Below are 21,378 nucleotides of genomic sequence, written 5' to 3'. Positions count from 1 at the left end.
GGTGAGGAGGTAGCAGGTGGGGGCGTAGCCGGCCGGTGGCGGTGGCGGCTACCCCCGGTCGGCCGCCGGTCGCAGATGGCGGCTGACGTCCCCGACCAGGGTGATCCGGACCCGGCGTGCCGCGAACCGCCAAGCGCCGTCGCGGTGTTCGAAGTGGTCGTGGTAGCGGCCGGCGGCGATGGGCTGGAGCGGAAAGCCGGGGAGGGCTTGGAGGACGGTGACGCAGGAGCGTGCCGTCGCCGTGCCTGCCGCCGTGTCGACGTCGACGGCGAGGTTGGTGGTGACGTGCTGGGTGCGCGGGGTGCCGTCCTCGTAGCGGATCACCGTTTCGCAGAACATCCGCTCGATCTCCGCGCGCCCGCGCAGGGGTTCGCCGCTGCCCGTGAACACGGCGTCGGCGAGGAGTTCCCCGAGCCCCGCGAAGTCCCCGTCGTCGACCAGTTCGGCGTAGCGGGCGATCAGGTTCTCGACGGCGCGGTGGGCGGCGGCCTGGTCCCCGGCCGGGTGGTTCGTCATGGTCATCGCTCTCGGTGCTCGGCTGCTTCGTGCGGGTCGTACGGGTCGTGCGAGTCGTGCGCTTCATGCCGTTCGTGCGGCTCGTGGCGGACCGCGGAGTGGCGCAGCTGGAACGGCGAGCCGGCGACGGTGGGCGTCCAGCCCTGCGACCGGGCGGCCCGGATCCCGGCGGCGACCTCGCCCGGCAGGACGACCTCCGCGGGCACCAGCCCAGGTACGGACGTCTCCGGCCGTCCGGTCTCCACGACGAGGGTCGTACCGGGTCGGGCCGCGTCCTCCACCACGTAGCCGAGGGTGCCGGCGTCGTAGTCGCAGCACCAGTGCTTCCTGCTCATCCGCCAGCGGTACTCGACGCCGTCGACGACGATGCGACGGGACCCCTTCTTCACCAGTGCCACGTGCTGCCCTTCCCCCTGCCGGTTCGCGTACGTCGCCAGTCTCGCCGCACGCCACGCGCGTGTCACCGGGTTTGCCCCGGGCCGGTGTCAAAGCGGCGGCGGGGCCGCTGTCAGAGCGGCGGGGGCGGGGGCCGGTGGCCGCGCTGGAAGACCAGTTCGGTCCAGGTCACGTCCGTACGGGCGTGCAGGTCGGACCGCTCGCCCTGGTGGAGGAGGTGGAGGCCGTGGGCTTCCGCCTGGGCGGTGGTGTGGTCGGCCGGGAGGTCGAACATGCGGCGGCCGGGCGGGACGGGGCCGTGGCGCAGGGTGAGGGCGAGGCGGGCGCCGGGGGCGAGGAGGCGGGCCACCGCCTGCATGGCGGGCGGGCGTTCGGCGGGGGTGAGGTGCATCCACACGGCGGTGATCAGGACGAGGTCGTACTGCTCGCCCCGGGCGGTCAGCTCGGGCAGGTCGGGCAGGGCGTCGGCGATCCAGCGGATGCCCGCGCGGGGGTGCAGGCGGGCGCCGACGGCGCGTAGTTCGGGGGTCGGTTCGACGGCGGTGACCCGGTGGCCGAGGGCGGCGAGGGCGGCCGCGTCGCGGCCGGTGCCGGCGCCGATGTCGAGGACGGCGGCGGGCGCGGCCGGGTAGAGGTGCAGCAGGGAGCGGTGGACCTCGGCGAAGTCCACGCTCTCGTACTGGACGGCGAGTTGTTCCGCTGCCTCGCCGTAGCCGACCGTCCCCGGCGGGCGCTCCGGGTCGGCGATGCTCCCAGGGTCCGTGAGCCGCCCGGCGTCAACAGGACGCTCCGGGTCGGCGGGGCGTATCCGTTCGGCAGGGCGTATCGGTTCAGCGGATCGCATTCGGTTCCCTCATTCGGATTCCCGGACGACGACGGCGTCCCCTGCGGCGGCCGCGCCCGCGAAGAAGTCCCGCAGGTCGCGCAGGTCGTTGACGACGCGGGCGGCCCAGGACTCGGACCAGGGCGGTTCGGAGTCGAGCTGGGCGACCCGCCGGGCGAGCACCGTGTCCTGCTGGCGGACGAGTTCGCCGAGCGCCGAGTCGCGCAGGAAGGTGAAGGCGGCGGCGACCTGGTCGGGCCGCAGCACCGGCATCCCGGCCCCGGTGTCACGGCGGGTGCCGCCGTAGACGGGGAGCCGGGCGGCCGGGTCGGGGTGGAGGCCGTTCTCGGTGAGGGCGAGTTCCATCAGGACGGCGGTCCGCCGTACGCCGAGGGCGAGTCCGGCGGCGACCAGCCGGTCGTACCGGACGTCGCGGCTCCGGGGCACGAGTTCGCCGAGTTCCTCGGGCGAACAGGCGTCCACGGCCTGGCCTGGCAGGCGGCGCCAGAAGTGATCCACGCTCACCCGGAAAGCGTAGCGAACCCGACGGCCGGGCGATCAGTGGCTCATGCTTCGCCGGGGTGCCAACTCGGCCATTCCCAGGGGTGGTCGGCCCAGTGCACCTTGACGGGGTCGTGCGGGTCGAGGTCGGGGAAGAGCTGGTGGATGCGGGGTTCGAACTCCTCGGGGGCGAGGGGTTCCCAGCCGTGGCCTTCGAGGTGGACGAGGCGGTAGCGGCTGTCGGTCCGGAACTCGGCCACCTCGACCAGGTGTGCGGACGTGCTGTTGGTCTCCATGACCCCCAGCATGTGGGTCGGCGGCAATCAGCGCCCGTCCAGACCCCTCTTCCGGGTCATGTCCCGTGGTCGGCGCGCTCGTTGAGCACGGAAAGGTACGGCGGGGGGCGGCGCTGGAAGGACGAGCACATGACTGGGCAGCCCACCGGAGGACAGTGGCAGTGGCCGTCGAACGCCTGGCAGCCACCTCCCGTCCCCCTCCCGATCCCGTCGCAGGCGGAGCCGTTCCGGGCGCAGCCCTCGTCGGCGGGACCCGCGCAGGCCGGACCCCCGCAGGCGGGTCCGCCGCCCGGCGGCACACCTCCGCCGTTGCACCGGTCGCGGAGGGCCCGGGTGGTGGCGGCCGGCGGGACGCTGGTGGTGCTGGCCGCGTTGCTGGTGATGTGCGGTCCGGGGTCGGGTGACGACGTCCGGGTGGTGGCCCTGCCGGAGGCCTCGCCGTCGGCCACGCCGTCCGGCCTGTTGCCGCTCGCTCCGCCGGCCGGCACGCCCTCGCCGTCCCCCGGCCCCTCCCCCGCGCCGGGGGGCGCCCCGGCCCTGCCGGGCGGTGACCCGGCCACGGCGGCGGCAGCCCCGGGCAGCGGGGCGGACCAGAGCGGAGCCCCGCACGCCTCGGCCTCGCCGCACTCCAAGGCGGGTCGCAGCCCGCGGCCGAGCCCGTCCGGCCGCCCGGCACCGAACGCGGGCCCGGGGGCGCCGGGGCTGCCCTCGCTCGGCCAGGGGACGATCTGCGACCAGGCGGAGCGGATGGGCCGCTGGCCGGCCGGTTCCGAGCAGGCTCGGCTCTGCCGCGGCGTCTACGGCTGACCGGAACCCGACGCCCGCACGTCCACCCACCCTCACATCCACACGCACCCAACCCACACCCGCACGAGCGCATTACCACGGCGGGCCCGCGCCCGCCCCCGGAACGCCGGTAGTTCCCGAGGATCGGTGCCCTGCGGGGTGGCGGGCCCGGCAGTGCACGGCCCGGTGCACCAGCATGGTCGGCGAGAGGGCCGTCGGGAATCAACGGTGCGGTGGGTGCGAGGAGTTGCTCGGATGCAGATGTTGGCTGCATGCCTGTGGGGGCTCGGTGGTGCGGCTGCCATCGAGGCGTGGACCCTCCACGAGCGGATCAACTCCGTGGGCGGCTTCCCGTGGACGTACCGGGGGCAGATGAAGCTGGCTCCGTACGTGGTGGCGGTGGCGATCCGGCTGAGCGTCGGGGTGATCGTGACGGCGGCGTCCACCGCCTCGAACCAGGTGGCGGGCCCGGTGGGGGCGTTGGCGATCGGCATCGCGGCGCCGCAGATCCTGCAGCAGATGTTCGCGCGCGGCCCGTCGCGCTCGGACCTCCCCTCGCCACCCCGGGGGGCCGAGCCGAAGTCCGGGCCAGGCTCCGGGCCGCGTTCCGGGCCAGGCTCCGAGCCGAGGTCCGGGCCCCGGCCCGGACCGTTCCGGACCCCGATCGTGCCCCGGGTGGACCGCAGGGTGAACGACAGCGTGAACGACAGACTGGACGGCAGGTACGGCCCCGCCGACGGGGCCGACCAGCGGAGGAGGCGTCGTGGCCGGTGATTCCGTACGGGACGGACGGGGGTCGGCGGCCGGCCGGGCCCAGGAGCCGCCGAGCGAGGGCTTCCGGACCTGGCTGCGGGCCGCCCTGGCCTTCGAGCCGCTCCGGGTGCCGGGCCCGGGCGCGGTGCTCCACAACGCCGAGTTGGCCGGCGCCGACCTGTCCGGGGCCGACCTGCGGGCGGCGGACCTGACGGGCGCGAGCCTGGTCGGCGCGCGGCTCCACGACGTGGACCTGAGCTCGGCGATCATGACCGACATCAACCTCTGCCAGGCCGAACTGTGGCGCGCCGACCTGTCGGACGCGACGCTGGACGACGCGAACCTGTACGCCGCCGACCTGTCCGGCGCCAACCTGGTGCGGGCCCAGCTCTTCAACGCCCACCTGGCGGGCGCCCGGCTCCGCGACACCCGGCTGCCGGAGTCCGACCTGCGCTACGCCCTGCTCACCGGCGCCGCCATGGACGGGGCGGACCTGCGCCGGGCCCAGCTCTGCGGGGCGGTGCTGGCCGGGGCGACGCTGCGCGGCGGCGCCCTGGCCAGGGCCGACCTGAGCCAGGCGTACATCACCTCGGCGGACCTCACCGGCGCCGACCTGTCCCGCGCGACCCTGGACCACGCCTGCCTCGCGGCCGCCGTCCTGGTCGACGGGGACTTCACGGGCGCCGGCCTGGCCCACGCCGATCTGACCGACGCGGACCTGACCGGCGCCCGGCTGGACGGCGCCGATCTGATCGGCGTCAGCTGGTCGCTGCGGACGGAGTGGCCCGCCCACCTCTACATGGACATCCGCAGCCGCTCCGAGGAGGTGGGGCCGGGGGTGTTCCGGATCGTCGGGGCGGACTCCCGCCTGGAGGAGCTGCCCCGCGAACCGGTGCTGACCTGAACCCGCGGGGCAGTGCTGACCTGAACCCACGGAGCAATGCAGAACGGCACCGAGCTCACCAGGCGCTCGCCGCACCACTCACTGCGCGCCCAGCACCCCCTTGTCGATCCGCGGCGCCAGCACCCGGGCGAGGGTGTCCGTGATGTGCCCGGTGTCCCGGTAGAGCACCACGCCCTCCAGCACGGCCGGGCAGCTCGCCCCGCTGCCCGGGCAGAGCAGCGGCCCCAGGTCGAGGGTGCGGACGCCGTAGCGGGCCGCGAGGCCGCCGTCGAGCATCGGGTCGGGCTCGAAGGCGGTGTCGCGGGGGAAGAAGCAGGCGTCGGAGCGGCCGTCGGAGGCGGCCAGGCAGGTGGGGATGTCCTTGCCCGGCATCGGGGTGTCGCCGAGGTAGGCGAGCGGGGCGCCGAGCGCGGTGAGGCGGTCGAGGGTGCGGGTCCAGCCCTCGGTGCGTTCCTCCTGGCTGCCGTAGCGGTTGAGGCCGGCCATCAGGACCAGCCGGGGTTTGGGCCCGGAGGTGAGCCGGGTGAGGGTGTTCTCGCGCCAGCGGTCGCACTCGTCGAAGGTGCGGCCGAGGACGTTGTTGCGCACGGTCAGGGTGGCCAGCGGGCAGCCGGGCTTGACCAACACCTCCAGGGCCCAGTGCCGCTGTTCGGCGAGGGCGAGCCCGGCGGAGATCCACTGCCCGGCGTGCGAGTCGCCGAGCAGCACGATCCGGTCGGGGCTGTCCTGGTTGCCGAAGAGGCAGCGGGGGCTGCTGTCGGCGTTGAGCGGGATCTCGCAGCCCTTGCCGGGCGGGAAGTCCTCCCGGGCGCGGGCGAGCGAGGGGGTGAGGCCGAGCACCCGGGCGCCGGGGGCGAGCAGGGCGGGCCCGTCCACGGCTCCGGCGGGGGCGACGGTCGCGGTGTCCGCGGTGCCGCCGAGCGCGCGGACGGTGCCGCCGCCGAGGGTGAGCGCGGCGATCAGCGGGATGACGAGCGCGCTGGCGCCGACGGCGAGGCCGCGCCGGGGCGCCGGGGTGCTGCCGTACCGCAGGGGCTGTTCGACGAGCCGCAGGGTGAGCCAGGCGGGCAGCGCGCTGGCGGCGGTCAGGGCGAGCAGCACCGGCCAGGTCAGCTGGCCGTACCGGGCCTGGGCGATGGTCAGCACCGGCCAGTGCCACAGGTACCAGGCGTACGAGAGGCGTCCGGCGGCGCGCAGCGGGCGGCTGGCGAGGACGCCGCCGACGATCCGGTCGGCGGGGGCGGCGAGCAGCAGGGCCGCGGTGCCGAGGACGGGCAGCAGGGCGGCCGCGCCGGGGAAGGGGGTGGTGCGGTCGTACAGGAAGACCGAAGCGAGCACGGCCGCCAGGCCGGCCCAGCCGACCAGCCGCAGCACCCGGGTCACGGCCCGCCCGGAGCCGCGCCCGCCGACGGGGGCGGGGGCGAGCTCACGACCGGTGGTACGGGTGGCGGTACGGCCCACGGTACGGGCGGCGAGGGCGCTGCCCAGCAGGGCGGCGCAGGCCCCGGCGGCGAACTCCCAGAGCCGGCTGCCGGTGGAGAAGTAGGCGAGCGGCGCCGAGGTCGCCGTCCAGCGCAGGCAGAGCGCCAGCGAGGCCCCGCCGACGGCCAGGGTGGCGAGGGTGATCGCCAGGGTCCGGCGGCGCCCGTGCAGGTAGCGGGCGAGGCCGAGCAGCAGGACGCCCCAGAGCAGGTAGAACTGGTTCTCCACGCCGAGGGACCAGAAGTGCTGGAGCGGGCTGGGGTCGTGTTCGGCGGCGAGGTAGTCGGTCTGCTGGCCGACGAAGCGCCAGTTGGCGAACTGGCCTGCGGAGGCGATCAGGTCGTGGGCGAGGTCGGTGCCGCGCAGCGGGTCGAGCAGCGCGCCGCCGGCGGCGGCGGTCGCCACCAGGACGGTGGCGGCGGCGGGCAGGATGCGGCGGGCGCGGCGGGCGGCGAAGTCCCACAGGCCGATCGGGCGGCCGGTGAGCAGACCGGTGATCAGGAAGCCGGAGATGACGAAGAAGACGTCGACGCCGACGAAGCCGCCGGTCGGGCCGGGGACGGCCGCGTGGTAGGCCAGGACGGAGAGCACGGCGATGCCGCGCAGTCCCTCGATGTCGGGACGGAAGGCGGCGCGGCGGCGGGGCTCACCCGTCGACGCCACGGTGCCGGAGGCGGAGGTGGAATCGGAGTCGGACGGAGAGGCGGAGGTCGAGGTGGTTCCGGCGGCAGCGGCCTGCCGGTCCACCCGGACGACTCCGGGCAGCAGTTCGTCCGAGGACGCGGACGACGTCGGTGGTGGTACGGCCGTTGACACGGCGGTGCTCCTTGCTGGGCTGGCAGCGGTGGTCGGGCCCGCCGGGCCGATGGGGCGGCCGGGCGGCGGGGGTCCGCGCCGGTGGGGCGACGCGCAAGGAAACGCAGCGGGGAAGAGCGGGGAAGAGCGGAGGAACCAGGCGGGCGGAACCAGGCAGAGGAACCAGGCTGAGAAACCGGGCGGTCAGAAGATCAGCGGGTCGGCCCAGCCGGAGGCGAGCACCCCGCAGAGCAGCAGCACGGCGGTGACGGCGACGGCTTCCGCCCGGCCGAAGCCGAGGTCGGGTCCGAGTCCGGTGCGGCGCCGCGCCGGTGCGGCGACCTCTCCGACGGCGGCGCCCTTGCCGCCGTCCGCGGCCCGCGCGGCCCGGCCCGTGCCGAGCAGCGGCCACAGCGACCTGATCAGCGGGATCATGGTGTACGCGGTGAGCCCGAGCAGCGCGGCGAGCGCCCAGAAGGGCCGCCAGCCGTACTCCAGCCCGGCGCGCACCAGGCCGGCCGCGCCCGCGAGGATGACGAGGCCGAGCCAGCCGACGCCGAGTCGGGCGACGCTGCGGGCCAGGGCGGTTCCGCCGGAGACGGCGCCGGTGGGCACCCAGTCGGCGGAGCGGCGGCGCAGCGCGTGCGCGATGGCGATCACGTGGCAGAGCCCGCCCAGGAGTTGGACCCGGGTGACCTCGAAGCGCCAGCGGGTGCGGGACATCGCGGGCAGCAGCACCAGGGCGACCCAGATCGGCGGCAGGAAGGGCAGGACCTGCCAGGGCTGGATCTCCTCGGGGGCGAAGAACAGCATGATCAGCGCGGGCAGCGGCACGGCGAACACGTTCACCGCGCTGGTGACGTAGCCGAGGATGCCGTTCCAGAAGCACAGCCGGGCCGAGCGGGGGAGCGGGCCGCTGCGGAAGTCCGGGTCGCGGACGAGGGCGAGCGAGCCGAGGCACCAGCGGTACTGCTGGCTGATGAAGGCGGGCAGGCCGGTGGGCGACATGCCCTTGGCGACCAGCGCGGGGACGTACCGGGTGCTCCAGCCGGCCCGGGCGAGGGCGAGGCCGGTGTAGAGGTCCTCGCTGTGGTCGATCTCGGCGAAGCCGCCGATCCGTTGCAGGGCGGCGCGTCGGTAGAGCGCGTTGGTGCCGCAGCAGACGGTGCCGTCCTGGGCGTCCCGGGAGGGCTGGATCCAGCGGTAGAAGATCTCCTGGGTCGCTCCGGCGGCGCGTTCGAGCCAGGACATGTCGGCGTCCGTGTCGAAGCACTGCGGGCTCTGCACGATGCCGACCTCGGGGTTGTCGAGGTAGGGCACCAGGTGGTGCAGGAAGTCGGGGCGGGGGCAGAAGTCGGCGTCGAGGACGGCGATGACCTCGCCGGTGCCCTCGGCCAGGCCGTGGTTGAGGTTGCCCGCCTTCTTGAAGCGGCCGCGGTCGGGGCGGGCGCGGTACTGGAAGCCGTAGGAGCGGGCGAGTTCGCGCACCTCGGGGCGGTCGGCGTCGTCGAGGACCAGCACGGTCAGCTCGCCGGGCCACTGGACGGCGGCGGTGTGCCGGTAGGCGTTGTCGAGGACGGCGAGCGGTTCGCCGGCGGTCGGCAGCAGCAGGTCCACGCTGGGGTGGCGGGCGGGGCTCCAGGCGCGCAGCAGCAGGTCGTGCGAGTCGCGGGTGAAGCGGCGGGCCCGCTGGCCGTCGGTGAGCGAGAGCAGCCAGGTGGCGGCGTTGAGCACGGTGAGCACCAGGAACGGCCAGAGCAGCGGCTTGCTGAGGGCGAACAGGCCGAGGGTGGCGGTGGCTCCCGCGTAGGAGAGGGTGGCGCAGAGCAGCACCCAGCGGCGCTGCGGGCCGAAGTACCAGTAGAGCTCCTGGTCGTCGGGCGGGCTGGGGAGTCGGAGGTCGGGGTCCGCGGGCGTCCGGCGCGGACCGGTCTCGGGTGCGGACATGGCGGTGCCATGGAGTACGGGCATGCGGAAATGGCCCCCCTGGGCATCGGACGGAACTTCGCCGTACGTCCTCAGCCTCTCACATTGGTCTGGACCAATCATGAACGAGGTATGACATCTCCGCATCGCCCCAGCTCAGCGACTTGACGTTGCATCAGTAGGACGACAGACCATCAAACGATCAACAAATCGCCCCTCGCCGAGCCCCCCACCCGACCCCCCTCCAGAGCCCTCACCGACCCCTCACCCGAGCCCTCCTCGAACCCGCCCCGCGCGCCCCTACAGCTCCTTGATCAGCTGCTCGAACCGGAGGTCCGGACGGCGCGGGACACCGAAGCGCTCGTCGCCGTACGGGAACGGGCTGTACACGCCGGTACGACGGAAGCCGCGGCGCTCGTACCAGGCGATCAGCTCCGCGCGCTGCTCGATGACGGTCATCTCCATCGTGCCGACCCCCCACTCCTCGCCGGCCAGCCGCTCCGCCTCGGCGAGCACCAGCCGCCCGATCCCGCCGCCCTGGAGGCCCGGGCGCACCGAGAACATGCCGAAGTACGCCCGCTCGCCCCGCCGTTCCAGCTGGCAGCAGGCCAGCAGCTCACCGTCGCGCTCGGCCAGCAGCACCAGCCCCTCGGCGTGGCCGACGGCCTCCGCCACCCCCTCGGCGTCGGTGCGCTGCCCGCCCAGCAGGTCCGCCTCGGTGGTCCAGCCGGCCTTGCTGGCCTCACCCCGGTAGGCGGACTCGACCAGCTCGACCAGCGCCGGGACGTCGGCGGGCGTCGCGGGGCGGAAGGTCAGTTCACCGGCGGTCCTGGCGGCGGTCTCGGGCATGGCGCTACCTCGTTCTCGTGACGGTCGGCGTTCTGGTGAATGTCGACTTTTATGCATCGTGCCACATCGCCGCCCTGCCCCGGGCGCAGGCACCTGGCGCAGCTGGCGGGTACATGGCTAACCTGCTCCCCGGTCGGTCCAACCACCGGCCGCAGCAGACCCGTTGGGCCATTCGCACCGGAACCAGACACCGGAACCAGAGGAGTGTCCATGCCCCGCTCTTCCCGCTCCGCCCGCCCCACCGGTACCACCGGAAGACCCACGACCCGCCGTCGGCTCCCCGTACTGGCCGCACTCGCCGCCGCGACCGCCCTGGTCACCGGCGTCACCGCGCCCGCCTACGCGGCCGACCCCGCCCCTCTCGCCCCTGCCCCTCTCACCCCCGCCGGCCCCACCCCCACCCCCGAGGCCCGCCCGGCCTTCCACCCCGACCGCGACTTCGCCGGCTCCACCGTCGCCGCCCACGAGGGACGCACCGGTGCGTCGCCGCTGCCCGCCCTCGCCGCCACCCAGACCCCCGGACTGGACGTCGCCAGCTACCAGGGCAACGTCGACTGGTCCACGGCGGCGGCCAACGGCGCCCAGTTCGCCTACGTCAAGGCCACCGAGGGCACCAGCTACACCAACCCGTACTTCGCCCAGCAGTACAACGGCTCGTACAACGCCGGACTGATCCGCGGCGCCTACCACTTCGCGCTGCCGAACAACTCCTCCGGCTCCGCCCAGGCCAACTGGTTCGTCGACCACGGCGGCGGCTGGTCCGCCGACGGCGCGACCCTGCCGCCCGCCCTCGACATCGAGTACAACCCGTACGGTGCCAGCTGCTACGGCCTCGGCCAGAGCGCCATGGTCAGCTGGATCCGGGACTTCTCCACCACCGTCCGCAACCGCACCGGGCGCTACCCCACCCTCTACACCACGACCAACTGGTGGGCGAGTTGCACCGGCAACTACGGCGGCTTCGGCGCCACCAACCCGCTCTGGATCGCCCGCTACTCCTCCACCGCCGGCACCCTGCCGAACGGCTGGGGCTACCAGACCTTCTGGCAGTACGCCGACTCCGGCACCTTCCCCGGTGACCAGGACCTCTTCAACGGCGCCGCCGACCGGCTGAGCGCCCTCGCCCTGGGCTGACCGGGCACACCGCTGCTCCCCGCACCGGACCGACGGCGCGGGGAGCAGCGGGCCCTGCCAGGGCGGGCCTACCAGGGCGGCGGGCCGGACGGCGGGCCCACCAGGGCGGCGGGCCGGACGGCGCCGGGCTCAGCGGTCGGTGAGCTCCGGTGCGAACACCGTGCCCAGCGGCTCCGGCCCCACGTACTGCTGGCAGTTGCACTGCCGCGGCTCGTAGCTCACCGGGCGCCGGTCGGCGTCCCAGCCGGTGGGCGCCTCGACCACCTCGTGGCAGCGGCCCTGCTTGTCGTGCTTGGCCAGGTGGTGGGTGCAGCCGCAGACCGGCTCCGGCGGGCGGCCGGCCGCCTCCAGGGCGACCCGCTGCCGCTCCTTCGCCTCCAGCACCTCCAGCTTGCGCTGGTGGCGGTTCTTCAGCGCTCTGCGGGCGAAATCCGAGCCGCCGTAGATCACCATCGGCAGCAGCCACCAGAGGTCCCACAACCTGTCCATCGACATCCCCCCGAGTGACGCGTTCTCCGAGCCCCCAGCATACGACTGACCAGCGGGAACCGGACCCTCCGGGTCAGTGGTCGACCGGCTCAGCGGATGACGGGCAGCACCGGCTCAGCGGATGACCGGCAGCACCGGCTCCGAACTGCGGCCCGCCGCCGCCTCGATGAAGGCCACCGGGTCGGTGACCTCGGCCAGCAGCCCGCGGGTGAACCGCAGCGCCCCCTCGGCCGGGGCGGGGCCGCCGACGGCCGCGACCAGGTCCAGCAGGTGGACGGTCGCCTCCATCAGCGCCACCTCGCCGAGCGCCCCGACCGTGACGCTGCCGAGCAGCGGGTGCGCCACCACGGTGCTCGGCGGCAGGTCCGCGAGCCCGGCCAGGGCATCCGGGCCCTCGGTGCCGAACCGGGCGATCAGCGCCGCCGGTTCGCTCGCCCTGGCCGCTTCCCTGGCCAGCTCGGCGACCTGTCCGGCGGCGGTGTGGGCGAGCCCGCCCGGCCGGTTGAAGGTCCGCAGGACGTCCGCCCCGCAGGTCAGTTCGGCCGGACCGTCCAGGACGGCCCCGCGCAGTCCGGTGAACATCTCCGGCACGGGTGCCACGTGCGCGTACAGGTCCCGTACGGTCCACTCGGTCAGCCGGGTCGGCCGGTCCCAGTCGGTCGCCCCGAGGGCCGCGCCGCGTTCCGCCCAGGACTGCCAGGCCTCGGCCAACAGCTCGCGCACGTGGTCGTTCTGACTGGTCATCGGGAGCCTCCTCGAAGCGGTGTCCACGGAGCGCCCCACGCTACCCGCCCCCACCGGAGAAACCACTTGCACCCCCGGCACCCCGCCCGCCACCATCACCGCATGACCACCGCACCCGCCCGCCCGCTGCCCGTGACCGCCGCCGCCCGCCCGGCCGCCGGTCAGCAGCAGCCCGGCCACCCCCGGAGGCCCGACCGCGCCCTCGCATGAGGGCCGCGCTGGTCGCGGGGCTGCTCGCCGGGTGGGGCGTCGCCGTCCCGGTGGGGGCCGTCGGGGCCTACCTGGTGGCGCTCAGCGCCCGGACCTCGCTGCGCACCGGGGCCTGCGCCGCCCTCGGCGTGGCCACCGCGGACGGGCTGTACGCCGTGCTGGCCGCCGTCGGCGGCAGCGGCCTCGCGCCACTGCTGGCGCCGGTGGCCACGCCGCTGCGGATCGCCTCCGCCCTCGTCCTGCTCGCCCTGGCCCTCCGCACCGCCGTCACCGCCCTGCGCCCCCGCGGCTCCGCCGCCCTGGCGGCGCAGACCCCGCCCGGCCCCGCCCGGGCCTTCCTGACCCTGCTCGGGATCACCCTGCTCAACCCGCTGACGGTGCTCTACTTCGCCGCCCTGGTCCTGGGCGACGGCCCCGGCAGCCCGACGGGCCCGCTCGCCCGCACGGTCTTCACCCTCGCCGTGTTCGCCGCCTCGGCGAGCTGGCAACTGCTGCTCGCCCTCGGCGGCGCCCTGCTCGGCCGGGCCCTGACCGGGGCCCGCGGCCGCCGGTGGACCGCCCTGGGCTCGGCCGCGCTGGTGGGCTGGCTCGCCGTCCGACTCCTGCTGCACTGACCCGTCCCGGCCATGCCGGGCCCCACCCCGGCCATACCCAGCCGCACCAGCGCCCCACCCGGCCGCACCCAGCCCCACCGGGCAACACCCGGTCACCGGTTGCGCTCCGTCACCGACCGGGGCACGACCGGGGCCTGTTTTCCGGCTATTCGTCCCTTGTATCCTGGTTCTGTATCCGCTGTGTAACCTGCGACCTGCCCGGCCCCGGCCCCCTCCGGCCCCGCCTCCCGGGCACGGCCGACGGCCCGGCGGCACCGACTCGGAGGAGTTCGGAGGAGTGCGGACATGGCTGAGCGGGACGGCCCCGAGAAGCGCGGGCGCCTGAGTCGCCCCCTGGTGCTGGACGCCGCCGTCGCCCTGGTGGACCGCGAGGGGCTCGGCGCGCTGACCATGCGCAGGCTGGCGGCGGAGCTCGGCGTCGAGTCGATGGCCCTGTACCGCTACACCCCCGGCAAGGAAGCCCTGCTGGACGGCCTGACCGAGGCCTACTTCACCGAGATCAACACCCAGCTGCGCACCGGCGTCGGCGGCCACGAGCACGGCTGGCGGACCGAGCTGCGCCGGATCGCCCAGGCCTTCGCCGTCGTGGCGCACGCCCACCCCGAGATCCTGCCGCTGGTCGCCACCCGCCCGCTGGCCGTCCCGGTGTCCCGCCGCCCGGCGCCGGCCCTCGCCCTCACCGAGCACATCCTGGCGGTGCTCGCCCGGGCCGGTTTCGACGACACCACCGCGCTGACGATCTACCGCACCTTCGTGGCCTGGAACCTGGGCTCCCTGCTGGTGGACAAGCGCCAGGTGGTCGACAACCCGGACGAGCCGGACCCGGTGCTGCGCCTCGGCCTGCACCGGCTGCCCGCGGCCGACTACCCGCGGCTGCGCGCGCTGGTCCCCCGCTTCGCCGACTTCGACGACCGGGCCGAGATGCTGGCCGGCCTGGACCGCCTGCTGGACGGGATGCCGGAGCCGCCCCTTGACGACTTCTACGGCGAAGGCGGATCCTGAGGATACGAGGTACACGTCGGACATATCCGTACGAATCCCCCGAGGTCGTCATGTCCGCCGTCCCCATCACACCCCCCACCCCACCCCGGCCCGACATCCTCAGGCTCCGCGTCACCGCCCGGGACGCCGACACCTTGCGCGCCCTGCTGCGCGAGATCCGCCCCGACGTCGGCGGACGCCCGCGGCAGGAGTCCGACGGCAGCGTCGGCATCGACGTCTACGCCCCGGAGAACCGGGTCGCCGCGCTCGAACGCGAGGGCGTCACCGTCACGCGGATCGGCAACGCCAGCGAGCACGGCCGGGCCGCCCAGGCCGAGGTCGGCACCGGCGACCGGTTCGCCGCCCCCGGCGCCGTCCCGCACGGCCTGGCCGCCAAGCTCGCCGGCTGAACCGGGAGGCCCGTCATGTCCTACCTGAACATCACCGAGGTCGAGTCCGCCGTGACCAGTTTGGCCGCGTCCTACCCCGGTTCCGCCCAGCTGATCACCCTCCCCGAACCGTCCGTCGAGGGCCGCACCTCCCACGCCCTGCAGATCGGCCGCCCCTCGCGCATCCCCAAGGACGCCGTGATGCTGATCGGCGGCGTGCACGCCCGAGAGTGGGGCAGCTGCGAGATCCTCGTCCACTTCGCCGCCGACCTGCTGGAGGCCTTCCGGACCGGCACCGGCCTGGGCTACGGCTCCACCACCATCACGGCCCAGCAGGTGCAGGACCTGCTGCTCCGGCTCGACCTGGTGGTCCTCCCCCTGGTCAACCCGGACGGCCGGCTGCACAGCCAGACCGTCGACCCGATGTGGCGCAAGAACCGCAACCCGGCCAACTCCGGCGGCAGTTCGAACCCGGACTGCATCGGCGTCGACCTCAACCGCAACTACGACTTCCTCTTCGACTTCACCACCGCCTTCGCCCCGACCGCCACCCCCCAGGTGTCCACCTCCCCGTGCGACCAGCAGGTGTACGAGGGCCCGAGCGCCTTCTCCGAGCCCGAGACCCGCAACGTCCGCTGGCTGCTGGACCACTACCCGGGGACGCGGTGGTTCGTCGACGTGCACAGCTACTCCCAGGACATGCTCTACAACTGGGGCGACGACGAGAACCAGTCCGGGGACCCGGACATGAACTTCCGCAACACCTCCTACGACGGCAAGCGCGGACTGCCCGGCGACACCGCGTACGCCGAGTACATCCCCAAGGACGACGTCGACACCGCCCTCGAACTCGCCACCGCCTTCTGCCGGGGCGTCCAGGGCGTGCGCGGCACGGCGTACACGCCGCTGACCGGGTTCCACCTCTACCCGACCAGCGGGACCAGCGACGACTACGTCTTCTCCCGCCACTTCGTCGACCCCGCCCAGGGCAAGGTGCTCGGCTTCACCGTCGAGTGGGGCAAGGAGTTCCACCCGGCGTGGGCGGAGATGGAGCGGATCGTCCTCGACGTGGACGCCGGGCTGGTGAAGTTCTGCCTGGCCACCGCCTGACGGCCCTCCCCCGGCAATCCTCCAGAGCCACCGTGCCCGACAGCAGGGCGCCCGCCACGACCGGTCGTGGCGGGCGCCTTGGCGTTGGCGTTGTACGCCTACGAGGCACACGTACTCCGTATACGATTCTGCTCGCCGTCCGGAGCCCGGTCAAGCCCGTGCCCCCGTCGAGCCCGTGACCCGGTCAGACCCGGGCGCCAAGCATCCGCAGCACCAACTCGCCGTAGCGGCGGCCGAGTTCCTCCGGCGTGCCGGAGGAGCGCTCGGTGTACCAGCGGGAGACGTCGATACCCAGCGAGGTGACCGCGCGAGCCGCCGTGCGCACCTCCGAGACCTCGAACTCCCCGGCCGCCACACCCGCTTCGATCAGCGCGCTGACCTCGCGCTCGATGTCCAGGCGCAGCGCCGCGACCTGGGCGTAGGCGTCCTCGGGCAGGGCGTGCAGCTCGTAGTTGACCACCCGGCCGACCGTCCGGGCCCGGGCGTGCCAGGCGGTGAACTGCTCGACCACGCGCCGCATCCGCTCGGCCGGGCCGCCCTCCCCGGCCGCCGCCTCCCGGACAAGGGTGAGGGTGGCGGCGTGGCCGGCCCGGCTGATCTCGGCGAGCAGGGCGGCCTTGGACTGGTAGTGGATGTACAGCGCGGCGGGGCTCATGCCCGCCGCGGTGGCGATGTCCCGGGTGGTGGTGGCGTGGAAGCCGCGCTCCGCGAACGACTCGACGGCCGCCTGGAGCAGCCGGTACGCCGCCTCGGGGCGGGTGTCGGCGCCGGGCATGGTCGGCCAGAGGTCGGCGATGGGCGTGCTGGTCATGGCGCCATCCTCCCAGAGAAGTCGTACTGGCATTCCCGTCGGCCGCTCCGGTGCGGCCCGGCGGACTGTTGACAGGCTCTCGCACCGACAGCATGCTGAGCAAGCGCTTAGTCAGCACTCCAGAGCAGACCGGAAAGGCAGGACCCTCCGTGGTGCACTCCTTCAAGGGCCGGGTGGCCGTCGTGACCGGATCGAGCCGGGGCATCGGCCTCGGCATCGCCCGCGAACTGGTCGACCGCGGCGCCAAGGTCTGCCTCACCGCCCGCAACCCCGAGCCGCTCGCCGAGGCCGTCCGCGACCTGGGCGGCCCGGACAACGCGATCGCGGTCGCCGGCAAGGCCGACGACCCGGCCCACCAGGAGGAGGCGGTCGCCCGCACCCTGGAGGCCTTCGGGCGGCTCGACCACCTGGTCAACAACACCGGCATCAACCCGATCTACGGGCCGGTCCTGGAGACCGACCCCGACGCGGCCGCCAAGATCTTCGCCGTCAACGTGCTCGGCCCGCTGGCCTGGACCCGCCGGGCCCACGCCGCCTGGATGGGCGAGCACGGCGGCTCGGTGGTCAACGTCGCCTCGGTCGCCGGCATCCGCGCCTCGCTCGGGATCGGCATGTACGGCATCAGCAAGGCCGCGCTGATCCGGCTCACCACCGAACTCGGCGCCGAGCTGGGCCCGCAGGGCATCCGGGTCAACGCCGTCGCCCCCGCCGTGGTGAAGACCAAGTTCGCCGAGGCGCTGTACGAGGGCCGGGAGGAGAAGGTCGTCAAGGCCTACCCGCTGGGCCGGCTCGGCGTCCCCGAGGACGTCGCGGGCGCGGTCGCCTTCCTGCTCTCCCCGGAGTCCGGCTGGATCACCGGCCAGACCCTGGTGGTGGACGGCGGAGTCACCCTCGGCGGTGGGCTGTGAGCGGCGCCCCCGCCGGACCGGCCGGCCCGAGCGGCGACCTGACCGGCCAGGGCGGTGACCCGACCGGCCCGAGCGGCGACCTGACCGGCCAGGGCGTCGTGGTGACCGGCGCCGGCCGGGGCATCGGCGCCGCACTCGCCCGGGCCTTCGCCGCGGCCGGCGCCCGCGTCGTGGTCAACGACCTGGACGCCGACGCCGCCCGCGCGGTCGCGCAGGAGTGCGGCGGCACCGCCCTCCCCGGGGACGCCGCCTCCGCCGAGGGCCTCGCCGCCCTCGTCGGGCGGGCCCGCGCGGAGCTCGGCGAGATCGACGTGTGGTGCGCCAACGCGGGCGTCGCCCCGATCGGCGGCGCCGACGCCCCCGCCGAGGCCTGGACGAGCGCCTGGGAGGTCAACGTCCTGGCCCACGTACGGGCCGCCGACCTGCTGCTCCCCCGCTGGCTGGAGCGCGGCCACGGCCGCTTCCTGTCCACCGTCTCGGCCGCCGGGCTGCTCACCATGCTCGGCTCGGCCCCGTACGCGGTCAGCAAGCACGGCGCGCTCGCCTTCGCCGAGTGGCTCTCCGCCACCTACCGCCACCGCGGCGTCCGGGTGCACGCGCTCTGCCCCCAGGGGGTGCGCACCGACATGCTGGCCTCCACCGGCGCGGTCGGCGAGGCGCTGCTGGTGCCGACCGCCCTGGACCCGGCGGAGGTCGCCGCGGCGGCCCTGGCGGCGCTGCGGGAGGAGCGGTTCCTGATCCTGCCGCACCCCGAGGTCGCCGAGTACTACCGCGTCCGGGCCACCGAGCCGGACCGCTGGATCGCCGGGGTGAACCGGCTCCAGCAGGGGCTGGAGAAGGGCGGGGCGCTGTGAGGGCCTGGCAGGTCACCGAGCTCGGCGAGCCGGCCGCGGTGCTGCGGCTCGCCGAGGACGCCGCCCGGCCGGTGCCGGGCCCGGGGCAGCTGCTGGTCAAGGTCCGGGCGGCGGCGGTGAACTTCCCGGACGCGCTGATGGTGCGCGGGCACTACCAGGTCCGCCCGCCGCTGCCGTTCACCCCGGGCGTGGAGCTGTGCGGCGAGGTCGCGGACGGCGCCCGGCGCGGCGAGCGGCTGATCGGCAACCCGGTGCTGCCGCACGGCGCCTTCGCCGAGTACGCGCTGCTGGACGCCGCGGCCTCCTTCCCGGCGCCCGAGGCGCTGGACGACGCCGAGGCGGCGGCGCTGCACATCGGCCACCAGACCGCCTGGTTCGCCCTGCACCGCCGGGCCCGGCTGCGGGCCGGGGAGACCCTGCTGGTGCACGCGGCGGCCGGCGGGGTCGGCAGTGCGGCCGTCCAGCTCGGCCGGGCCGCCGGGGCCCGGGTGGTCGCCGTGGTCGGCGGTCCGGCCAAGGCCGAGGCGGCCCGGGCGCTCGGCGCCGACCTGGTGGTGGACCGGACGGCTGACGGCCCGGCCGGGGACTTCGTCGCCGCCGTCAAGGAGTTCACCGGCGGGCGCGGCGCGGACGTGGTCTTCGACCCGGTCGGCGGCGAGGCCTACACCGGCTCCACCAGGTGCGTGGCCTTCGAGGGCCGGATCGTGGTGGTGGGCTTCGCCACCGGGCAGATCCCGGCCCCGGCGCTGAACCACGCCCTGGTGAAGAACTACACGATCCTCGGCCTGCACTGGGGCCTGTACAACACCCACGACCCCCGGGCCGTGCGCGCCGCCCACGACGCGCTGACCGAACTCGCCGAGCAGGGCGTGGTCCGGCCGCTGGTCAGCGCCCGGGTCCCGCTGGCGGAGGCCGCGGCGGCCGTCCAGCTGGTCGCCGACGGGCGCAGCACCGGGCGGATCGCCGTCCTGGGCGAGTAGCCCGACGAACGGCTTCACCCACGGACGGCTTCACCGACGGACGGCCTCACCGGCGGACGGCTCAACCGCCGCGCCGGGCCGACTCGTTCTCCTGGGCCAGCCGCCGCAGCGCGAGCAGCGCCGGCTCCAGGAGGACGGTCCGCAGCAGGGCCCGCTCGGCCTGTTCCAGCGGGTCGGCGTCCGGGTCGAGCTGGTCGAGGTCGAGGACGGCGGTCCGCTCGGCCAGTTCGGCGTAGCCGCGCAGGGTGGCGGGGTCGAGTGCGGCGCCGAGCGAGCGCAGGGTCTCCAGGGTCTCGCCGAGCGCGGCCCGGGCGGGGGCGTACTCGGAGACCTCCCAGCCGAGGGCGCCGATCAGCGCGTCCACCTCGGCGGCGCCGGGCGCCGGTTCGCGCGCCGGTTCGGGCGCCGGTCCGGGCGCTGGTCCGGGCGCTGGGGCGTCCTCGTCCACCGGCCGGGCCCCGAGCACCAGGCCGAGCACCTGGTGCCGCTCCCCCGCGTGCTCGGCCACCGCGCCGAGCACCTCGCGGGTGGCGCTGACGCTCAGCCCCCGTACGCCGATCAGCGCGCGCACCAGGCGCAGCCGCCGCAGGTGGCTCTCGTCGTACTCGGCCTGGGTGGCGGCGGTGGCCCGGCCGGGCGGCAGCAGGCCCTCGCGCAGGTAGTACTTGATGGTCGCGGTCGGGACCGCGCTGCGGCGGCTCAGTTCGGAGATGCGCACGGCGGACACCTCGGGCTTTCCTCTGGTCGGGCTTTGCTCTGGCATTTGGATACCAGCACTGTCTAACATAGATAGTGCCACTACCCAATGTGGCGCCCTCGCCGAGGAGGAGAGTCAGCCATGCCCACGCTGCCCTGGATCACCCCGAATCCCCCCGCCCCCGACACCCGGGCGATCGTCATGGCCTCCCGCTTCGAGGTCCGCTCGCTCGCCGACGTCCCGCGGTTCTTCCTCCGCTCGCTCGCCGTCTGGCGCCAACTCCGCAACACGCCGGGCGCGTTGGGAGCCTCGCTGATCGCCCGGCCGCTCCGGCGGACCTTCTGGACGCTCTCCGCCTGGGAGAGCCGCGAGGCCCTGAACGCCTTCGCCGCCGCCGAACCCCACCGCAGCACCATGACCGGACTTCGCTCCACCATGCGGGAGTCCACCTTCACCTTCTGGGACACCCCGGTCGAGCGGCTGCCGATCGCCTGGCCGGACGCCCACGCCCGGATCGACGCCCAGCGCGCCACCGACCGGGAGCCCGCAGGCCCCTAGCCTCCCGCGATGACGTCCAGCGCCGGGCGCGGCGGGCGGCCCAACAGCGCCGCCAGGTCGCCCGGCCCGCCCGGCCCGGCCAGGAAGCCGTGCGCGATCGCCGAGTAGGTGCCCACCGTCATCGGCACCTGGAAGTCGTGCAGCGCGTCCGAGGCCGCCAGCGCCGTCCGGGCCTGCGCGAGCCCGCCCGGACGGTACTCGGCGCCCAGCACCCCGGCCACCTCCGCACCACCCACCGCCCGCTCCCCGACCAGCTCGTACGTCCGCCCCGCGTGCCCGGCGGGCGCCAGCGCCACCTTCGCCGCCGCCTCGGCCAGGTCCGCCCGCGCCACGGCCGCCAGCCGCCCCGCCCCCAGCGGCGCGGTGATCACCCCGTCCGGGCCGGGCGCGGCGATCGCGGCCAGCAGCTCCGCGTAGAGGCCGTTGCGCAGCACCGTCCAGCGCAGCGTGCCGGACTCGCGCAGCCGGCGCTCCGTCCAGCGGTGCGCCAGCGCGTACGGCAGGTGGTCGCCGTCGCCGGAGAGGCTGGTGTAGACGACGTGCTCGACGCCCGCCCGCTCCGCCGCCCCGATCGCCGCGCCGTGCCGGGCGATCACCACGTCGTCCTCGGCGGCGCCCGCCGAGATCAGCAGCAGGGCCCGGACCCCCGTGAAGGCCTCGGCGAGGGTCTCCGGCCGGTCGAAGTCCACCAACCGGACGGGCACTTCGGCCTCCACCGCTCCGGGCGTCCGGCTCCCGGCCAGCACGCCCTCGCGCGCGCCGAGCCACTCCAGCACGAGTGTGCCGAGACCTCCGTTGACACCGGTGACGAGCAGCATGGTTCTCCTCCTGAAACGGACGGTCCTCGGGAACGGGACCATCCTCGGTAGCCT

General features: G+C 74.9%; 25 protein-coding genes. 12 read left to right on the top strand and 13 right to left on the bottom strand.

The window, feature by feature from the left end; translation table 11 throughout:
• Positions 1-48: 48 nt before the first annotated feature.
• The 5 genes from ACFV8H_RS27030 to ACFV8H_RS27010 all read right to left on the bottom strand — a co-directional run bounded on the left by ACFV8H_RS27030 (position 49) and on the right by ACFV8H_RS27010 (position 2,532).
• Positions 49-522 carry a nuclear transport factor 2 family protein gene (locus ACFV8H_RS27030; protein WP_380404751.1) on the bottom strand — a complete coding sequence of 158 codons (474 nt, stop codon included), beginning with the start codon at positions 520-522 and terminating at the stop codon, positions 49-51.
• Positions 519-914: a hypothetical protein gene (locus ACFV8H_RS27025; RefSeq protein WP_380404748.1), complete on the bottom strand. Its 396-nt coding sequence runs from the start codon at positions 912-914 to the stop codon at positions 519-521. The genes ACFV8H_RS27030 and ACFV8H_RS27025 overlap by 4 nt, the downstream gene beginning before the upstream one ends.
• Positions 915-1,024: 110 nt before the next feature.
• Positions 1,025-1,756 carry a class I SAM-dependent methyltransferase gene (locus ACFV8H_RS27020; RefSeq protein WP_380404745.1) on the bottom strand — a complete coding sequence of 244 codons (732 nt, stop codon included), beginning with the start codon at positions 1,754-1,756 and terminating at the stop codon, positions 1,025-1,027.
• 9 nt (positions 1,757-1,765) lie between these two features.
• On the bottom strand, positions 1,766-2,260 hold the full coding sequence (locus ACFV8H_RS27015) for a hypothetical protein (protein ID WP_375895671.1): 495 nt from the start codon (positions 2,258-2,260) through the stop codon (positions 1,766-1,768).
• A gap of 41 nt (positions 2,261-2,301) precedes the next feature.
• Positions 2,302-2,532 (bottom strand): hypothetical protein, encoded by a 231-nt coding sequence (locus ACFV8H_RS27010; RefSeq protein ID WP_380404742.1) that lies wholly within the window; start codon positions 2,530-2,532, stop codon positions 2,302-2,304.
• Between the two features lie 333 nt (positions 2,533-2,865).
• Here ACFV8H_RS27010 and ACFV8H_RS27005 point away from each other — a divergent pair, with 333 nt between their 5' ends.
• The 3 genes from ACFV8H_RS27005 (at position 2,866) to ACFV8H_RS26995 (ending at position 4,975) form a co-directional block, all read left to right on the top strand.
• Entirely contained in the window at positions 2,866-3,339 is a 474-nt protein-coding gene (locus ACFV8H_RS27005) for a hypothetical protein (protein ID WP_380404739.1), read from the top strand.
• Between the two features lie 234 nt (positions 3,340-3,573).
• Positions 3,574-4,092 (top strand): hypothetical protein, encoded by a 519-nt coding sequence (locus tag ACFV8H_RS27000; protein WP_380404737.1) that lies wholly within the window; start codon positions 3,574-3,576, stop codon positions 4,090-4,092.
• Positions 4,082-4,975 (top strand): pentapeptide repeat-containing protein, encoded by an 894-nt coding sequence (locus tag ACFV8H_RS26995; RefSeq protein WP_380404734.1) that lies wholly within the window; start codon positions 4,082-4,084, stop codon positions 4,973-4,975. Before ACFV8H_RS27000 ends, ACFV8H_RS26995 begins: the two co-directional genes overlap by 11 nt.
• A 78-nt stretch (positions 4,976-5,053) precedes the next feature.
• On the opposite strand, the gene ACFV8H_RS26990 is transcribed toward ACFV8H_RS26995, so the two are convergent.
• The 3 genes from ACFV8H_RS26990 to ACFV8H_RS26980 form a co-directional block, all read right to left on the bottom strand.
• Positions 5,054-7,273: an acyltransferase family protein gene (locus ACFV8H_RS26990; RefSeq protein ID WP_380404731.1), complete on the bottom strand. Its 2,220-nt coding sequence runs from the start codon at positions 7,271-7,273 to the stop codon at positions 5,054-5,056.
• Between the two features lie 183 nt (positions 7,274-7,456).
• The gene (locus ACFV8H_RS26985) at positions 7,457-9,223 is read right to left on the bottom strand and encodes a glycosyltransferase family 2 protein (RefSeq protein ID WP_375895657.1); all 1,767 of its coding nucleotides are present in this window, start codon (positions 9,221-9,223) and stop codon (positions 7,457-7,459) included.
• 255 nt (positions 9,224-9,478) lie between these two features.
• Positions 9,479-10,027: a GNAT family N-acetyltransferase gene (locus ACFV8H_RS26980; RefSeq protein WP_380404728.1), complete on the bottom strand. Its 549-nt coding sequence runs from the start codon at positions 10,025-10,027 to the stop codon at positions 9,479-9,481.
• 210 nt (positions 10,028-10,237) lie between these two features.
• On the opposite strand from ACFV8H_RS26980, the gene ACFV8H_RS26975 reads away from it, so the two are divergent.
• Complete coding sequence (locus ACFV8H_RS26975) at positions 10,238-11,161, top strand: lysozyme (protein WP_380404725.1); 924 nt, start codon at positions 10,238-10,240, stop codon at positions 11,159-11,161.
• 129 nt (positions 11,162-11,290) lie between these two features.
• Here ACFV8H_RS26975 and ACFV8H_RS26970 read toward each other — a convergent pair whose 3' ends face one another.
• Entirely contained in the window at positions 11,291-11,650 is a 360-nt protein-coding gene (locus ACFV8H_RS26970; protein WP_375895650.1) for a hypothetical protein, read from the bottom strand.
• Between the two features lie 114 nt (positions 11,651-11,764).
• Positions 11,765-12,394, bottom strand: a complete 630-nt coding sequence (locus tag ACFV8H_RS26965) for a maleylpyruvate isomerase N-terminal domain-containing protein (protein ID WP_380404722.1) — start codon at positions 12,392-12,394, stop codon at positions 11,765-11,767.
• A gap of 206 nt (positions 12,395-12,600) precedes the next feature.
• Between ACFV8H_RS26965 and ACFV8H_RS26960 the strand changes: the two genes are divergently transcribed.
• From ACFV8H_RS26960 to ACFV8H_RS26945, 4 genes are all read left to right on the top strand, one after another.
• Positions 12,601-13,218: a LysE family transporter gene (locus ACFV8H_RS26960; protein WP_380404719.1), complete on the top strand. Its 618-nt coding sequence runs from the start codon at positions 12,601-12,603 to the stop codon at positions 13,216-13,218.
• 285 nt (positions 13,219-13,503) lie between these two features.
• Positions 13,504-14,220 (top strand): TetR/AcrR family transcriptional regulator, encoded by a 717-nt coding sequence (locus ACFV8H_RS26955; protein ID WP_380404716.1) that lies wholly within the window; start codon positions 13,504-13,506, stop codon positions 14,218-14,220.
• Between the two features lie 50 nt (positions 14,221-14,270).
• The gene (locus ACFV8H_RS26950) at positions 14,271-14,609 is read left to right on the top strand and encodes a hypothetical protein (protein WP_380404713.1); all 339 of its coding nucleotides are present in this window, start codon (positions 14,271-14,273) and stop codon (positions 14,607-14,609) included.
• A gap of 15 nt (positions 14,610-14,624) precedes the next feature.
• The gene (locus ACFV8H_RS26945; protein ID WP_380404710.1) at positions 14,625-15,698 is read left to right on the top strand and encodes a M14 family zinc carboxypeptidase; all 1,074 of its coding nucleotides are present in this window, start codon (positions 14,625-14,627) and stop codon (positions 15,696-15,698) included.
• A gap of 184 nt (positions 15,699-15,882) precedes the next feature.
• On the opposite strand, the gene ACFV8H_RS26940 is transcribed toward ACFV8H_RS26945, so the two are convergent.
• Positions 15,883-16,509, bottom strand: coding sequence for a TetR/AcrR family transcriptional regulator (locus ACFV8H_RS26940; protein ID WP_380404707.1), 627 nt, complete (start codon positions 16,507-16,509; stop codon positions 15,883-15,885).
• 149 nt (positions 16,510-16,658) lie between these two features.
• Between ACFV8H_RS26940 and ACFV8H_RS26935 the strand changes: the two genes are divergently transcribed.
• The 3 genes from ACFV8H_RS26935 to ACFV8H_RS26925 all read left to right on the top strand — a co-directional run bounded on the left by ACFV8H_RS26935 (position 16,659) and on the right by ACFV8H_RS26925 (position 19,251).
• A complete protein-coding gene (locus ACFV8H_RS26935) occupies positions 16,659-17,417 on the top strand; it encodes an SDR family oxidoreductase (RefSeq protein ID WP_375896364.1) in 759 nt (252 codons plus the stop codon).
• Positions 17,418-17,497: 80 nt separating this feature from the next.
• Complete coding sequence (locus tag ACFV8H_RS26930) at positions 17,498-18,271, top strand: SDR family oxidoreductase (protein WP_380404822.1); 774 nt, start codon at positions 17,498-17,500, stop codon at positions 18,269-18,271.
• The gene (locus ACFV8H_RS26925; RefSeq protein WP_380404704.1) at positions 18,268-19,251 is read left to right on the top strand and encodes an NADPH:quinone oxidoreductase family protein; all 984 of its coding nucleotides are present in this window, start codon (positions 18,268-18,270) and stop codon (positions 19,249-19,251) included. The genes ACFV8H_RS26930 and ACFV8H_RS26925 overlap by 4 nt, the downstream gene beginning before the upstream one ends.
• A gap of 61 nt (positions 19,252-19,312) precedes the next feature.
• Here ACFV8H_RS26925 and ACFV8H_RS26920 read toward each other — a convergent pair whose 3' ends face one another.
• Entirely contained in the window at positions 19,313-19,969 is a 657-nt protein-coding gene (locus tag ACFV8H_RS26920; RefSeq protein WP_380404701.1) for a MerR family transcriptional regulator, read from the bottom strand.
• 120 nt (positions 19,970-20,089) lie between these two features.
• Here ACFV8H_RS26920 and ACFV8H_RS26915 point away from each other — a divergent pair, with 120 nt between their 5' ends.
• Entirely contained in the window at positions 20,090-20,506 is a 417-nt protein-coding gene (locus ACFV8H_RS26915) for a DUF3291 domain-containing protein (protein WP_380404698.1), read from the top strand.
• Here ACFV8H_RS26915 and ACFV8H_RS26910 read toward each other — a convergent pair.
• A complete protein-coding gene (locus ACFV8H_RS26910) occupies positions 20,503-21,324 on the bottom strand; it encodes an NAD(P)H-binding protein (protein WP_380404696.1) in 822 nt (273 codons plus the stop codon). The genes ACFV8H_RS26915 and ACFV8H_RS26910 overlap by 4 nt on opposite strands.
• Between the last annotated feature and the right edge of the window lie 54 nt (positions 21,325-21,378).

Source organism: Kitasatospora sp. NPDC059827 (assembly GCF_042731675.1).
In the GTDB taxonomy this organism is placed as follows: domain Bacteria; phylum Actinomycetota; class Actinomycetes; order Streptomycetales; family Streptomycetaceae; genus Kitasatospora.
This window is presented reverse-complemented; position numbering and strand designations above follow the sequence as displayed.